The 14,359-nt window shown below is 62.1% G+C and carries 13 protein-coding genes; 10 read left to right on the top strand and 3 right to left on the bottom strand.

The genetic code is table 11. The annotated features are described in order from the left end of the window. Window positions 1-813: 813 nt before the first annotated feature. Entirely contained in the window at window positions 814-2,484 is a 1,671-nt protein-coding gene (gene gcbA / locus L6D63_RS00260; RefSeq protein WP_041068095.1) for a diguanylate cyclase GcbA, read from the bottom strand. 427 nt (window positions 2,485-2,911) lie between these two features. Between gcbA and L6D63_RS00255 the strand changes: the two genes are divergently transcribed. The 7 genes from L6D63_RS00255 (at window position 2,912) to L6D63_RS00225 (ending at window position 10,609) form a co-directional block, all read left to right on the top strand. Then, window positions 2,912-3,979: a DUF2333 family protein gene (locus L6D63_RS00255; protein ID WP_007963034.1), complete on the top strand. Its 1,068-nt coding sequence runs from the start codon at window positions 2,912-2,914 to the stop codon at window positions 3,977-3,979. Window positions 3,980-3,982: 3 nt separating this feature from the next. After that, window positions 3,983-4,540 (top strand): NUDIX hydrolase, encoded by a 558-nt coding sequence (locus tag L6D63_RS00250; protein WP_047291057.1) that lies wholly within the window; start codon window positions 3,983-3,985, stop codon window positions 4,538-4,540. Window positions 4,541-4,856: 316 nt separating this feature from the next. Further along, on the top strand, window positions 4,857-5,228 hold the full coding sequence (locus L6D63_RS00245) for a translation initiation factor Sui1 (protein WP_041068080.1): 372 nt from the start codon (window positions 4,857-4,859) through the stop codon (window positions 5,226-5,228). Between the two features lie 219 nt (window positions 5,229-5,447). After that, complete coding sequence (gene speA, locus L6D63_RS00240; RefSeq protein ID WP_007963030.1) at window positions 5,448-7,361, top strand: arginine decarboxylase; 1,914 nt, start codon at window positions 5,448-5,450, stop codon at window positions 7,359-7,361. Window positions 7,362-7,592: 231 nt separating this feature from the next. Next, window positions 7,593-8,930, top strand: coding sequence for a type VI secretion system Vgr family protein (locus L6D63_RS00235; RefSeq protein ID WP_131671010.1), 1,338 nt, complete (start codon window positions 7,593-7,595; stop codon window positions 8,928-8,930). After that, on the top strand, window positions 8,927-9,721 hold the full coding sequence (locus tag L6D63_RS00230; RefSeq protein WP_131671011.1) for a DUF4123 domain-containing protein: 795 nt from the start codon (window positions 8,927-8,929) through the stop codon (window positions 9,719-9,721). The genes L6D63_RS00235 and L6D63_RS00230 overlap by 4 nt, the downstream gene beginning before the upstream one ends. A 12-nt stretch (window positions 9,722-9,733) precedes the next feature. Next, window positions 9,734-10,609 carry an alpha/beta hydrolase gene (locus tag L6D63_RS00225; RefSeq protein WP_131671012.1) on the top strand — a complete coding sequence of 292 codons (876 nt, stop codon included), beginning with the start codon at window positions 9,734-9,736 and terminating at the stop codon, window positions 10,607-10,609. On the opposite strand, the gene L6D63_RS00220 is transcribed toward L6D63_RS00225, so the two are convergent. After that, window positions 10,603-11,952, bottom strand: a complete 1,350-nt coding sequence (locus L6D63_RS00220; RefSeq protein ID WP_131671013.1) for an MATE family efflux transporter — start codon at window positions 11,950-11,952, stop codon at window positions 10,603-10,605. The genes L6D63_RS00225 and L6D63_RS00220 overlap by 7 nt on opposite strands. A gap of 152 nt (window positions 11,953-12,104) precedes the next feature. Continuing rightward, the gene (locus L6D63_RS00215) at window positions 12,105-12,398 is read right to left on the bottom strand and encodes a hypothetical protein (protein ID WP_007963021.1); all 294 of its coding nucleotides are present in this window, start codon (window positions 12,396-12,398) and stop codon (window positions 12,105-12,107) included. A gap of 239 nt (window positions 12,399-12,637) precedes the next feature. Here L6D63_RS00215 and L6D63_RS00210 point away from each other — a divergent pair, with 239 nt between their 5' ends. The 3 genes from L6D63_RS00210 to L6D63_RS00200 are packed head-to-tail and all read left to right on the top strand — an operon-like array spanning window position 12,638 to window position 14,313. After that, window positions 12,638-12,940, top strand: a complete 303-nt coding sequence (locus tag L6D63_RS00210; protein WP_007951009.1) for a MazG-like family protein — start codon at window positions 12,638-12,640, stop codon at window positions 12,938-12,940. After that, window positions 12,940-13,689: a methyltransferase gene (locus L6D63_RS00205; protein WP_131671014.1), complete on the top strand. Its 750-nt coding sequence runs from the start codon at window positions 12,940-12,942 to the stop codon at window positions 13,687-13,689. The genes L6D63_RS00210 and L6D63_RS00205 overlap by 1 nt, the downstream gene beginning before the upstream one ends. A 12-nt stretch (window positions 13,690-13,701) precedes the next feature. Continuing rightward, the gene (locus tag L6D63_RS00200) at window positions 13,702-14,313 is read left to right on the top strand and encodes a DUF4136 domain-containing protein (RefSeq protein ID WP_047291062.1); all 612 of its coding nucleotides are present in this window, start codon (window positions 13,702-13,704) and stop codon (window positions 14,311-14,313) included. The last annotated feature ends 46 nt before the right edge of the window (window positions 14,314-14,359 follow it).

Genomic DNA, 14,359 nt, shown 5'->3' with positions numbered 1-14,359 from the left:
CTCGCGGGTGCGTGCCAGCTCCGCCGGGTAGCGGCCGAGCAGGCTGTTAAGTTCACGCTTGAGGCCGATGCCGGCGTCTTCGGCAGCGGCTTTTTCGGTGCTTTCGATGCCCATCATCGCGGCGAAATCATCGCTGCCGGATTCATTCTTGGCGACCACGCCGAGCAGGGGCAGGGCATCGATGGCCTGAGCCTGGGTGCGGATATTGTCGACTTCACGCTCGACATCTGCCGCCAGTTCACTGCGGCCGCTGCTGACCAGTTTGTCGCGGGCCAGCGACAATTTGCCCAAGTGCTGCGAAGCGACGAGCAGCGGCGTCAGGTACGTCGCGTTGCCATTGGCGTAGGTACTGAGTTGATCGAGGCTGGCGCTCAGTTCGCGTTCGGCTTGCAGCAGCAGTGCCTGCGGATCACCGGCCAGTTTGCCGGCGGCGAGCAGGTCGGTTTTGCTGAATGCTTCCAGGCTCGACAGGCTCGGGCGCAGGGTCTCGGCCAGCGCCGGTGGCAGTTCACCGAGTTCCCTCTGCAAGCCGTCGATGGCCTGGCTGGCACTGCTCAGGCGCAGGGCATCGCCGCTGGCGAGGTAGTCCTCGACATTGCGCGCCACGTCATTCTGAAATTGCTGCGACAGGCCCAGGTAGCGCTCCATCAACAGATACGGACGCTCCAGGGCTTTTTGCGACCACCACAGCGTCGCGCCGAGGGCCACGCAGACGGCGACCAGCAGCAGGGTGTTGAGATTGGTGAGCAACTTCAGGCGCATGATGGCTACCAACGGCAGAAATGGTAAGCGCCTGAATTTATTGCGGTTCTGTTACAGGGTTATGACCGAATCAGTGGATTCCGATGAAAAGGTGGCACTTTGCTTTGAGTCGCGCGCGGTCTGCACCCGATTGCGTCCGGCACCCTTGGCGCGGTACAGCGCTTCGTCAGCCTGGCTGGCCATCATCAGGCTGTCGGAGTCTTCGTGCATTTCCACCACGCCGGCGCTGAAGGTGCACCACAAATCCTGCGGCTGCGCCGGATAGTGGATTTCGGCAAAGCGCTGGCGGATCTCGTCGAGCACTTTGTGCGCGGCTTCTATATCAGTGTCGGGCATGACAATGGCGAACTCTTCGCCGCCGTAACGACCGATGAAGTCGGTCTTGCGCAAGCGTTGCTTGAGGAACAGCGCCAGGCTCTTGATCACTCGGTCGCCCATCGGGTGGCCGTGGCTGTCGTTGACCCGTTTGAAGTGGTCGATGTCGAGCATGGCAAAGCTCAGCGGTTTGTTCTCGCGCCGGGCGCGGAACGAGCAGTCTTCGAGCAATTGCAGGATGTGCGTGTGATTGTACAGGCCGGTGAGGCTGTCGCGGACCATCCGCGCCTTGAGGTTGCGCGCACGGGCGGCGCGGTTGCGCACGGTGGTGATCAGATGTCGCGGCTTGATCGGCTTGGTCAGGAAGTCGTCGCCGCCCTCGCTCATCGCGTCGAGCTGCTTGTCCAGATCGTCCTCGGCGGACAAGTAGATGATCGGCACGCTGACGTAACGGTCGTTATGGCGAATGACCTTGGCCAGTTCGGTGCCGGTGCAGGCCGGCATGTACATGTCGAGGATGATCAGGTCCGGCTGGAAGTCCGCCAGTTCGGCCATCGCCTGGATCGGTTCGATCAGGGTACGCGTGACGATTCCGGCGCTGTTGAGCAGGCGTTCGGTGTGCAGGGCCTGGGCGCGGGAGTCGTCGATGATCAGCACTTTATAAGGTTCGTACTGGGCGACGCAGGTCAGGACTTCGATCTTCTCCAGCAGGCTCGACGCTTCAAGGGTGCCGGTGAGGAATTCCTGGCCGCCAGCGCGCACGGCGGCGAGGCGGGTCGGGGTGTCGGTTTCGTGCAGGCTGAAGAACAGCAGCGGCAGCGGTTCTTCCAGACCGACCTGGGCTTCGGCGGCCAGTTGCAGGCCGACACCGGCGCCGCTGAAGTCCACGTCCATGACGATTGCGGCCGGCAAGCGCTCGACCATCGAGGAGCGAAATGCGGCGACGCTGTCCAGCGCCTGTGCGGTCAGCCCGAAGAATTCCAGCTGCTTGGCCAGGCGTTCGGCGCGGTCGTGATCCTGCAGCATCACGTAGATTGGTTTGCGCAGCGGCGGCAGGAAGGTCTGGTCGAGTTGATCGCCATGGCGCAGACCGGTGCGGGACAGGCGCTGCATCAAGCGATTGAGGTCGGTGATCAGGCCGCTGCTCAGACGCCCGCGATTGGCGTCCACCGCTTCCAGCGACTGGCTGATGTGATGAGCCAGTTGCGTGTGCTCGGGCTGCTCGAAGCGCTCGGCAAAACGCAGCAGGCGCAAGTTCGCTTCGCTCAGTTCGGCGAGGTCGGCAGTGGACCACTCACTGCGTTGCAGGCGCTGCCATATCTCAAGAATCTGACGTGCCTGATGAATTACCCGCTGGGCAAAGTGGTGCTTGAGGCGCTCACGGCTGGGGTCTTCTGGCTCGGTCATATCCTGACTACTAGTTAGGGCGCATGCTGAGATCGACTGGTGGCTCTATGCTAGCACCTCTTTTCCCTTATATGAGTGTCGTGCGTCAATAATCTGCGGTGCTGCACAATTCAGTTTCTGACCAGTTGGTGCTGGATTCGACCCGTTCGTCGATGAAGTCCCCTGAAACCGGGCGCGTCGGGCGGCTTGGTCAGCGAAAAAAACTTTGGCAACACCGCTATGGTGCAGGTTTGGATTGATCCTTGACGACGGCGTGCCGACTTTTAGCGTGGACGATGCATCAGGGAAACCCTTAGAAAGTTCGCAGCTTGAAGTCGCGCTCTCCGTGGATTTTCTGCTTCTCTTCGATGGCGGGTGCCCGGCCTTGGCACGTTGTTGTATGGTTGTGGTCGAACCGTTGAACCCAAGTGATTGAAAGGATATCGCCATGCTGGACTGGAAGAACCGCGCGGGCAGCGCGCCTGAACGTGCCGCTGAACCGAAGTCGGCCACCCGCAGCTACGTGGGCGGGCTGCTGTTCAGCCGCGCGCTGGCCACGCTGATCGGCATTTATCTGCTGGTGACCATTGGCCTGGGCTGGTACTGGAGCCAGGAGCCCGCGCTGTTCCCGGTGGCACAAAATGCCCAGGCGGCTGCCGAGAAAGAAGGCAAGCAAATGGTGGTCGGCTACACCACGGTCGAAACCCTCAAGACTGTTGCCGGCACGCTGCTGAACAAGCCGGGTGGCTACATTTCCAACGACCGCTTCCCGCCAGGCCTGTGGATGGACAACACGCCGAGCTGGGAATACGGCGTGCTGGTGCAAGTGCGTGACCTGACCCGGGCGCTGCGCAAAGACTTCGCCCGTTCGCAGTCGCAGTCGGCTGAAGACGCCGATCTGGCCAAGGCCGAACCGCGTTTCAACTTCGACAACAAGAGCTGGATCCTGCCGTCGAGCGAATCGGAGTATCAGGAAGGCATCAACTCCCTGAGCCGTTATCAGGCGCGTCTGTCTGATCCAACGCAGAAAAACGCCTTGTTCTACGCCCGCGCCGACAACCTGAACAACTGGCTGGGCGATGTCGGCACTCGCCTGGGTTCGCTGTCGCAACGTCTGTCCGCCAGTGTTGGCCGGGTCAAGCTCAACACCGCACTGAAAACCGAAGTGCCGGCGGTGGGCGAAGTGCCGCAGGTTGACGAAGAAGTGGTCGAGACTCCGTGGATGCAGATCGACAACGTGTTCTATGAAGCACGCGGTCAGGCCTGGGCGCTGTCGCACCTGCTGCGCGCCATCGAAGTCGATTTCGCCGATGTGCTGGCGAAGAAGAACGCCACGGTCAGCGTGCGCCAGATCATTCGTGAGCTGGAAGCCTCGCAGGAGCCGGTCTGGAGCCCGATGATTCTCAACGGCAGCGGCTTCGGCGTGTTGGCCAACCACTCGCTGGTCATGGCCAACTACATCTCCCGGGCCAACGCCGCCGTGATCGATCTGCGTCAACTGCTCAATCAGGGCTGAGTCATGGACGAGAGCGCCAAAGAGGCGGCCCATCGCGCCGCCTCCGATGCTGAACAGATCGCCTGGGTCGACGAGCAGGACAACCTGCTCGGCGCCCTGGTGCGGGCCGATCTGCGTGAGCGTGGGCTGATCGGTCGCGGCACTTACATCATGCTGTTCAACAGTGCCGGTGAGCTCTGCGTGCATCGGCGCACCTTGAGCAAGGCGATCTATCCCGGTTACTGGGACGTGGCGGCCGGCGGCATGGTCCAGGCCGATGAGACCTACGCCGAATCGGCGGCCCGCGAGCTGGAAGAGGAGTTGGGGGTGAGTGGGGTGGAACTGACTGCCCACGATCATTTCTTCTTCGAGGACACCGGCAATCGCCTGTGGTGCTCGGCGTTTTCCGCGGTGTGGGACGGCCCGCTGAAACTGCAGCCGGAAGAAGTGCTGGAAGCACGCTTCATTCCGGTCGAACAGGTGCTGCTGGAAATCGAGCAAAAGCCTTACTGCCCGGACTCTCTGGCCGCGTTGAAGCGCTATCTGAAGGCGCAGCAAAGCGACGTCGCAAAGAACACATAAATTGGCGCCGATTGGCTCTTAGCAATTGCGCTTTTTGCCGTTACACTGCGCGACCTTTTCAAGCTGCACCGAATGGTTTGATGTGGGCCTGAACGATGACAGGCCTGTAGGAGCTGCCGAAGGCTGCGATCTTTTGATTTTTGAAGACCAGGATCAAAAGATCGCAGCCTCGTTGCACTCGACAGCTCCTGCAGGTCGAAGTCGAGCGGTTCAATTGTTTCGGTGCAGTAGCGCTGCCCCTGCCTGAGTGGGGCTTCGCGGTCGATGACCTTGCCCAAGGTCGCGATCAGTCTTTGTCCTCCCAAGAGGATTGCCGGTGGCCAAAAAAGCCGCATCCTTCGCCGCCCTGGGCGGCCTGGTATTTTCCACCGACGCAGGTCGTCATTGCCCGGAATGCAGCAAACCGGTGGACGCCTGTATCTGCAAACAAACCGTGATCCCGGCCGGGGACGGCATTGCCCGCGTGCGTCGCGAGAGCAAGGGCCGTGGCGGCAAAACGGTGACCACCATCACCGGCGTGCCGCTGGCCGAAGACGCCCTGAAGGAACTGGCGACAACGTTGAAGAAACGTTGCGGCACCGGTGGGGCGTTGAAGGACGGGGTCATCGAAATCCAGGGCGATCATGTCGAGCTACTCTTGGCAGAGCTGATCAAACACGGTTTCAAAGCGAAGAAGTCCGGCGGCTAGCAGCCTCTGTGAAATCCATCTGCGGCTTGATCCGGCACTGAAGCAGTTCAGATCCGGCGTCGTCTCCATGGTTTTCACAGAGCCTGTTCATGACCGGTTTCTAAACTACACGCGGTCAGCGCGGTCTACCGCCGCGCTGACGAACCGTCATTTTCATTCTTTAGACTGCGCCGGCCTGCGATCAGGCGACGCACTATGACTTCTTTATAGGGGACTTCGATGTCCGTACGACGCACACGCAAAGACGATGGCAGCCAATGGACAGTTGCGGACAGCCGCAGTGTTTACGGGATTCGCCATTGGGGGGCCGGGTATTTCGCGATCAATGACGCCGGTCGCGTCGAAGTTCGTCCGAACGGCCCGAGCAGTTCGCCTATCGACCTGTTCGAACAAGTCGACCAACTGCGCAAGAGCGGCTTGTCCCTGCCGTTGCTGGTACGTTTCCCCGACATCCTGCAAGACCGCGTCCGTCAGCTGACCGGTGCTTTCGACTCGAACATCGAGCGCCTGGAATACCAGAGCAAGTACACCGCGCTGTACCCGATCAAGGTCAACCAGCAGGAAGCGGTGATCGAGAACATCATCGCCACCCAGAACGTTTCCATCGGTCTGGAAGCCGGCTCCAAGCCTGAGCTGCTGGCGGTGCTGGCGCTGGCGCCGAAGGGCGGCACCATCGTCTGCAACGGTTACAAGGACCGCGAGTTCATCCGTCTGGCGCTGATGGGCCAGAAGCTCGGCCACAACGTGTTCATCGTCATCGAGAAAGAATCCGAAGTCGGCCTGGTGATCGAAGAAGCGGCCTCGCTCAAGGTCAAGCCACAGGTCGGCCTGCGCGTGCGCCTGTCGTCGCTGGCGTCGTCGAAGTGGGCGGACACCGGTGGCGAGAAATCCAAGTTCGGTCTGTCGGCGGCGCAACTGCTGTCGGTGGTCGAGCGTTTCCGCGCCGCGGGCCTGGATCAGGGCATTCGCCTGCTGCACTTCCACATGGGTTCGCAGATTGCCAACCTGGCTGACTACCAGCACGGTTTCAAGGAAGCGATCCGTTACTACGGCGAGCTGCGCAACCTTGGCCTGCCGGTCGATCACATCGACGTCGGCGGCGGTCTGGGTGTCGACTATGACGGTACCCACTCGCGCAATGCCAGTTCGATCAACTACGACATGGACGATTACGCCGGTGTCGTGGTCGGTATGCTCAAGGAGTTCTGCGACGCGCAGAGCCTGCCGCATCCGCACATCTTCTCCGAAAGCGGCCGTTCGCTGACCGCACACCACGCGATGCTGGTGGTGCAAGTGACTGACGTCGAGAAGCACAACGACGACGTGCCCCAGATCGAAAACAAGGAAGCACTGCCGGAAACCGTGCAGTGGCTGGTTGACCTGCTCGGCCCGACCGACATCGAAATGGTCACCGAGACCTACTGGCGCGCTACGCACTACATGAGCGACGTGGCTTCGCAGTACGCCGACGGCAAACTGACCCTGGCTGAAAAAGCCCTGGCCGAGCAGTGCTACTTCGCGGTGTGCCGTCGCCTGCATAACTCGTTGAAAGCCCGTCAGCGTTCGCACCGTCAGGTGCTCGACGAACTCAACGACAAGCTGGCCGACAAGTACATCTGCAACTTCTCGGTGTTCCAGAGCCTGCCGGACACCTGGGCGATTGATCAGGTGCTGCCGATCATTCCGCTGCATCGTCTGGACGAAGAGCCGCTGCGTCGTGCCGTGCTGCAAGACCTGACGTGCGACTCCGACGGCAAGATCAACCAGTACGTCGACGAGCAGAGCATCGAGACCAGCCTGCCCGTGCACGGTCTGAACGAAGGTGAAGACTATCTGCTGGGGGTGTTCCTGGTCGGCGCCTATCAGGAAATTCTCGGCGACATGCACAACCTGTTCGGTGACACCGACTCGGTGAACATCTATCAGAACGCCGATGGCAGCGTTTACCACGCCGGTATCGAGACCCACGACACCATCGAAGACATGCTGCGCTACGTGCACTTGTCGCCGGAAGAACTGATGACCCACTACCGTGACAAGTGCGCCAGTGCCCGCATCAGTGCCAGCGAACGCACGCAGTTCCTCGATGCCTTGCGTCTGGGGCTGACCCGCTCCTCCTACCTGTCTTCCTGAGACAGATGCTGTTGCACCGGGTTGTCTGAAATTTCCGCGAAAGCGGTGGAAAATTCACATGACCCGGTGGGACATCTCCCAAATTTCCCGCGAAATAACTGCCTGCCACAGCCGGTGAAGTGATCCCGTCTGCTTTTCGCGTAGGTCATTTCCTAAGTTGTACTTCAGCTCTCTACTCGGCCATGTCTCTCGGCGAGAATCCCCGGCCGCCCCTCCTGTAGAGATCCGCCCATGTTCGAATCAGTCAACGAGCCGTCGTTTCGTCTCGATGTAACGGGGCTGCCCGACCCCTTCGAGGTGCTGGCCTTTACCGGCAGTGAGGGCATCAGCGAACCTTTTGCGTTTGACATCGACCTGTTGATCGATGACCCGCAACTGGACCTGGCCGGTCTGCTGTACCGCTCGGCATTCCTGCATTTCGGCCCCAGGCACAATGGCCTGAGCGGGCAATTGCAGAGCGTCGTGCAGCATGAGCACGAGGCGGGGGTGCGGTTGTGCCGAGTGACGCTGGGACCGAAGTTGAGTTGTCTGGCGCTGCGTTTCAGTCAGCGCATTTTCAGCAGCCAGTGTGTGCCGCAGATCCTCGCACAGGTCCTCAAGGAGCACGGTATCGCTGGCGCGCAACGGCGTTTTGATTTGCACGGCGAATACCCGGTACGCACGTTTTGCACCCAATACCGCGAGTCGGACCTGCAGTTCGTGCAGCGGCTGTGCGCGCAGGCGCGAATTGACTACTACTTCGAGCATCGGCCTGACGGGCACTGCCTGGTCTTCGTTGATGATCCCGCAAGGTTTCCGCTGGCTGGCGGGGCATCTGTGGATGATGACGCGAACTCGCCGAGCGTCCGGCGCTGGCAGATGCAAGTGGATGCCAGCGATGTGCAGGAGCGTTTGGTTCGGCCCGGCAAAGCCCACGGCCACAGCGATCTGCCAACCTTGCGCAGTGCGCGGTGGCTGGCACTGAGCGAACATCCGTTTGCCGAGTGCAACCGCCGCTGGCTGCTGAACCGGATCGAGCATCGTGCTGATCCGGCCAGCGAACCGCCGTACAGCAACCGGATTCTTGCCTCGGCCCAGGCGCCTCTTGCCCCGCCGACGAGCCCTGCCACACCACCGCGCATGCACAGTCTGCAACGGGCCTGGGTGGTGAGCGTCGCAGAGCCCCAACCTGACGAATGGCGGTCGGTAGCGGTGCAGTTTGACTGGCTCTATCAGGGGGAAGGCGCTGCTGCCAGCCACTGCTGGCTGCCCCTTTCTGCGGCGTTGAGCGAGACGTCGCCGGCAGCGTTGGACGAGGGCGTCGAGGTGGTGGTGAGTTTTCTTGAGGGCGATCCGGACCAGCCGGTGATCAGTGGTGTGTTGCAGGAACCGGCTCTGATCGAAGACTATCAGGAGCCTCCGGTGCTGCCGGACGTTCTGCCGAGCGCAGGTCTGGCGCGGTGGTTGATGTCCGCCGAACCGCTGTTGCTGTTGTGTCTGGTGCCCGGCGGTGGCAGTTATAACCACTGCACGGCGGCAATCTGCAGTTGCCGGCTGGTCGCGTCGCTGGGACAGGGCGGCGCCACTTGAGCGGCGCGCCATTCACCCCGCAGACACAGTGGCTGCTGCTCGATGGCGCCGATGCGCAGCAGGCGCTGACGACGTTGCGTCAGGGGTTCGCCGCCGTCCATTGCACGCGGCTGTTCGAGGGCACCGAATTTCAGGCGGTAAGCGAACTCGGGCCGCTGCTGGTCGACCTGCACGAGTGCCCGGCACTGGCGGCGCTGTGTCACCGTGATCCGCAGACCTGGCGTGGTCTGCTGATCGCGAGCGATGCCTCGTGGCAGATTCTTCTGAGTCATTTGCGACGGATGCTGACCGTCTCGTTCGGGCTCAATCATCGCGCCTTGCTCGGTTACTACAACCGGCAGACAGCCAGTTACTTCTTCGATGCCTGTGATGCCGCCGACCTGAGCCGCTGGCTCGGGCCGATCCAACTGCTGCGCTGGTTCGGTGGTACCTGGGCTGACCTCGCCATTGGCAGTGAAGGCTGGCAGCAACTGCGCAATCCGCAATGGGCGGTCGAGCCGCTGAGCGTCGACGAAAGCCTGACCCGGCGCCAGCGCGAACGCTTGCAAAACTGTCTGCTGGAACAACACATCTGGCGCTGGTGCCAATCCATGGGAACCGACTATGCGCGGATGGCCTCCCATGTGCAGGAGGGCCTGAGCCTGGGTTTCAGCGACCGCGCGGTGCTGGATGGCTGGTTATGGCTACGCTTGCAGCATCCCCGGACGCAACTGCCGGACGTGCCGGGCGGGCTGAGCCAGCAGGCACGGCTCGACCATGTGCGGCGGCACTGGCAGAACGATCAATCTTGAGGTGTGGCACCCATGACAAACCCGCTGTGGCAACGGTTTGGTTCAATCCTCGGCGGGTGCCTGCTGCTGGTGCTGTCGGGGTGTTCGCCGGTCAAGGTGCTCAATGCGCTGACACCCGATGACACGTTCCAGCGAACGGCGGGCATTGCCTATGGCGACGATCCACGGCAGAAGCTCGACGTCTACGTGCCACGCCGGCCACTGGAGGGCGCGCCGGTGGTGGTGTTTTTCTACGGTGGCAGCTGGAACAGCGGTGATCGTGGCGATTACGCCTTTGTCGGCGAGGCGCTGGCGTCGCGGGGGATCGTCGCGGTGCTGGCGGATTATCGGCTGTACCCGCAAGTGCGCTATCCGTTGTTTCTTGAAGACTCGGCGCGGGCGGTGGCCTGGACCCGGGCGCATATCCGCGGGTTCTCCGGCAACCCGCAACGCCTGTTCCTGATGGGCCACAGTTCCGGGGCCTACAATGCGGCGATGCTGGCGCTCGACCCTGCGCTGCTCGGTGCGGTGGGCATGTCGTCGAAAGACCTCAGCGGCTGGATCGGCCTGGCCGGGCCGTACGATTTTCTGCCGATCAAGAATGCCGATGTGCGCCCGGTATTCTTCTGGCCTGACTCACCGCCGCAATCGCAGCCGATCAACCATGTCCGGCAGGGCGAGCCTCCGGCGCTGCTGATCGCTGCGACCAAAGATAATCTGGTCAACCCGACGCGCAACACCGCCGGCCTCGCGCGCAAACTGCGCGAGGCCGGTGTGCCGGTGCAGGATCTGTACTACTCGCGCCCCAGTCATGTGACGCTGGTGGCGAGCCTGTCGCGGCCGCTTCGGCACCTGGCGCCGGTGCTTGAGCAGGTCGTCGCGTTCGTCAAACACACGCCGGCTCAGTGAGCGGCGCCGCTGAACCAGCCGTCGTCGCGGCGCAGCCACAGGGCCAATACGCCGAGCGTCAGGCTGCGCAAGATCATGAACAGCAGGAACGTTATCCACAGCCCGTGATTGCCCAACCCTTGCAGCGCCCAGGCAAACGGCAGCAGCAGAGCGACGGTCAGCAGCATGCCATTGCGCATCTCCCGGGCGCGGGTGGCGCCGATGAACAGGCCGTCGAGCAAATAACTCCAGACCGCAATCAGCGGCAACACCGCCAGATACGGCAGGTAGATGAACGCGGTGTCGCGCACGCTCTGGATGTCGGTCTGCATTTCGATGAACAAATGCCCGGCCAGCAGAAACAACGCGGCAAATCCGAGGCTTGCCAGCAACGACCAGCCGCCGGCCACCACCAATGAGCGGCGCAGGGCGAGGCGATCGCGGGCGCCGATCGCGTGTCCGCACAACGCTTCGACCGCATGCGCCAGACCGTCCAGCGCATGGGCGGTCAGCAGCAGGCCGTTGAGCAGCAGGGCATTGGCCGCCACCGTGGCATCGCCCAAACGCGCGCCTTGCACGGTGATCAGGAAGAACACCGATTGCAGCGCCAGGCTGCGGATGAAAATGTCGCGGTTGACCGCCAGCAACGGGCGCCAGTTCTGCCACAACTTCAAGGCCGCCCAGGCGATGTGCCCGGGATAGGCGCGCAAGGCGCCACGGGTCAGCCACAGGCCAAGCAGGGCACCGCTCCACTCGGCGATCACCGAGGCCCGGGCCGAGCCGACCACGCCCCATTCCAGGCCAATCACGAACCACAGGTTCAAAGCGATGTTGATCAGGTTGGTGCTCAGCAGAATCGCCAGCGGCGCCCGGGCGTTCTGAGTGCCGAGGAACCAGCCGACCAGGGCGTAACTGGCCAGCGCTGCCGGCAGCCCGAATAACCGGGTGTGGAAGAATTCGCGGGTCAGTTGATCAAGTTCCGCCGACGGCTGCATGACGTGCAGGGCCACGCCGCTCAACGGCACGCCGAGCGTGCCGAGCACGATTGCCAGTCCCAGCGCCAGCAGCAAACCCTGCAACAGAATCTGCCGCAACGCCGCGCCATCGCTGCGCCCGGCGGCCTGGGCGGCAAACCCGGTGGTGCCCATGCGCAGAAAGCCCATGGCCCAGGCGAGAAAGGTGTAGAGGCTGGCGCCGACCGCCACTGCGCCCAATTGATGGGCGTGGGGCAGGTGGCCGATGACGGTGCTGTCGACCAGCGCCACCAGCGGTACGGAAATATTCGAAAGAATCATCGGCGCGGCGAGCGCCCAGACCTTGCGGTGAGTCGGACGGTCGCGCCAGTCGGCAATCAGGTTGGACATGCGGGCTCCTTGGGGGAGCGGGGATTGTAGCGATTCATGCGGCCTGCGATACAAACCAATGTGGGAGCGAGCCTGCTTGCGAAAGCGGTGTGTCATCCAGAGCCGTTTTGGCTGATCTGACGCCTTCGCGAGCAGGCTCGCTCCCACAAGGGCTAATGGATGATCCAGCTCAACAACCACAACCCCAACAGCAGCCAGATGATCCCGGCAATGATCGACGCATTCATGAACGCGCGAATCGCCGACCACAGCAGCATCAGGCCGACAATCAGCGCGAGGATGCTGATGATCGAGGTGTCCATGCCCAGCGTCTTCGCCAGGCCATCGACAAAATTGCCGCCAGCGTTGCTCAGTATGTTGAACAGGCCGCTGAGGCCATCGACGATGAAGCGGATGATCGAACCGAGTGCCTGGCCGAGCCATTCGAAAAAGCTTTCTACCTGCATGTGTGCATCCTGATGAAAGAGCTGAGCCTTGGGCCACAACGCGGGTGGCCGAGTTCCCTGACAGGAGTATGGCCCAATGCTGCGCCGAACGGAAAATCTGTAGGAGCTGCCGCAGGCTGCGATCTTTGGCTGTTGATTTTCAGGGGCAAGATCAAAAGATCGCAGCCTGCGGCAGCTCCTACGTGGGCCTTGCCTTCAACGCGTATCCCCCCGAAGCTATACGCCTTCAGGAGAGCCCGATGAACCTTGTTGAACTGACCGAACGCCTGCACGCCATCCGCGACCGTAATGACTGGCGACAATTTCACAGCCCGAAAAACCTCGCCATGGCCGCCAGCGTGGAAATGTCCGAGCTGGTGGAGATTTTCCAGTGGCTGACCGAAGACCAGTCGCGCCAGTTGCCGGCGGACAAACTGGCGCATGCCGGGCAGGAAGTCGGTGACATCGTCCTGTATCTGTTGCTGCTGTGCAGCGAGTTGGGGCTGGACATGAATGAAGTGGTGCGCAGCAAACTCGCCGACAGCGAACGGCGGTTCAGCTGATGAGCGACCGGCATTTCGATCAGTTGGCGACCCGTTTCGCCGAAAAAATCTACGGTGGTGCCAAAGGCGCGATTCGCCTGGCGGTGTTGCAGGCCGACCTGGCCGAAGCGTTGCCGGACCGGCCATTGCGCGTGCTGGACATCGGTGGCGGCCTGGGCCACATGTCGCTGTGGCTGGCCGAGCGTGGCCATCAAGTGACCTTCACCGAACCGGCCGAACCGATGCTCGAAGGGGCTCGTCAACGCTTCGCCGAAGCCGGGCAGAGCGCGACGTTCATCCAGGCGCCGTGGCAGGAGCTGCTCGGTCAGCTCACCGAACCCTACGATCTGGTGATCTGCCACGCCGTACTCGAATGGCTGGCCGAACCCCATGCGATCCTGCCAGTGCTGCATCAGCTGACCAGCCCCGGCGGCTGGCTGTCGCTGGCGTTCTACAACCGGGATGCGCTGATTTATCGCAACCTGCTCAAAGGCCATTTCAAGAAAATGCGCAAAAACACCATGGCCGGTGAAAAGCAAAGCCTGACCCCGCAGCAGCCGCTTGATCCGCGGGAGCTGGCAACGCAAATCGAAGGGTTGTGGCAGGTCGAAACCCAGAGCGGGATCCGGGTTTTTCACGACTACATGCCCGTGGAATTCCAGGCTCGCGCCGAACTCGTGGATTTGCTGGAGATGGAGCTCGCTCACCGTCGCCACCCAAGCTTCGCCGGGCTTGGGCGTTACTTGCACTGGATCTGCCGGCCGATCTGATCGGAGCATCGCATGAAAGCTCAATCCGGTTTATTGCTGATCTGCCTGGGGCTGGCCGCCTGCCAGGGCAGCAACCCGTACGTCGCGCAGTCACGGCCGTTGCCGCCGGCACCGCCGCAAGCGGCCAACACCTTTGATCGCAGTGCTTATCCGGCACCGCCACGCGATTACGGGCGCTATCGCAGTTGGGCCTGGCTCAACGGCCAGTTGCCGCCGGGCACGGCGTGGGCCGACTCGGCGCAAGTGGCCGAAGCGGTGAGCAATGCGCTGGATCAGCGCGGATTGCGGCCGTTGCACGACAACCGACCGGCCGACCTGTTGGTCAGCGCCAACCTGCGTCTGGAAACCCGCTTGCGTCAGGTGCAGGACGACTACGGCTACTACGGCGGATACGGTGGCTATGATCGCTACGGACACGGTTACGGCATGTATAACACTGTGCCGATTGTTCGCACCTATCAGGAGCAGGTCGTGGTGGTGCAGGTCAATCTGTTCGACGCCGGCACCGGGCAACCGGTGTGGAGCGCCAGCGCCGAAACCGCCAACCAGGGCAGCCAACTGGTGCGCACCGATGCCATTCGCGAGGCTCTGGAAAAAGCCCTGTCGGCCTATCCGCCGAGCTAGACTTCAGGTGAGAACGCTTCGCAGGTTCAGGCCTTCAACCGGAGAA

Origin of the sequence: Pseudomonas parakoreensis (assembly GCF_021602155.1) — a bacterium.
Lineage (GTDB): Bacteria > Pseudomonadota > Gammaproteobacteria > Pseudomonadales > Pseudomonadaceae > Aquipseudomonas > Aquipseudomonas parakoreensis.
Note: the sequence above shows the minus strand (reverse complement) of the source record. Positions and strands in the feature narration are given on the sequence as shown.

Coding starts and splice junctions, on each gene's coding strand:
- L6D63_RS00205 (WP_131671014.1), top strand. CDS start 12,940: ATGAGCGACCGGCATTTCGATCAGTTGGCGACCCGTTTCGCCGAAAAA.
- L6D63_RS00235 (WP_131671010.1), top strand. CDS start 7,593: ATGTTCGAATCAGTCAACGAGCCGTCGTTTCGTCTCGATGTAACGGGG.
- L6D63_RS00215 (WP_007963021.1), bottom strand. CDS start 12,398: ATGCAGGTAGAAAGCTTTTTCGAATGGCTCGGCCAGGCACTCGGTTCG.
- L6D63_RS00210 (WP_007951009.1), top strand. CDS start 12,638: ATGAACCTTGTTGAACTGACCGAACGCCTGCACGCCATCCGCGACCGT.
- L6D63_RS00200 (WP_047291062.1), top strand. CDS start 13,702: ATGAAAGCTCAATCCGGTTTATTGCTGATCTGCCTGGGGCTGGCCGCC.
- L6D63_RS00225 (WP_131671012.1), top strand. CDS start 9,734: ATGACAAACCCGCTGTGGCAACGGTTTGGTTCAATCCTCGGCGGGTGC.
- L6D63_RS00220 (WP_131671013.1), bottom strand. CDS start 11,952: ATGTCCAACCTGATTGCCGACTGGCGCGACCGTCCGACTCACCGCAAG.
- L6D63_RS00255 (WP_007963034.1), top strand. CDS start 2,912: ATGCTGGACTGGAAGAACCGCGCGGGCAGCGCGCCTGAACGTGCCGCT.
- gcbA (WP_041068095.1), bottom strand. CDS start 2,484: ATGACCGAGCCAGAAGACCCCAGCCGTGAGCGCCTCAAGCACCACTTT.
- L6D63_RS00250 (WP_047291057.1), top strand. CDS start 3,983: ATGGACGAGAGCGCCAAAGAGGCGGCCCATCGCGCCGCCTCCGATGCT.
- speA (WP_007963030.1), top strand. CDS start 5,448: ATGTCCGTACGACGCACACGCAAAGACGATGGCAGCCAATGGACAGTT.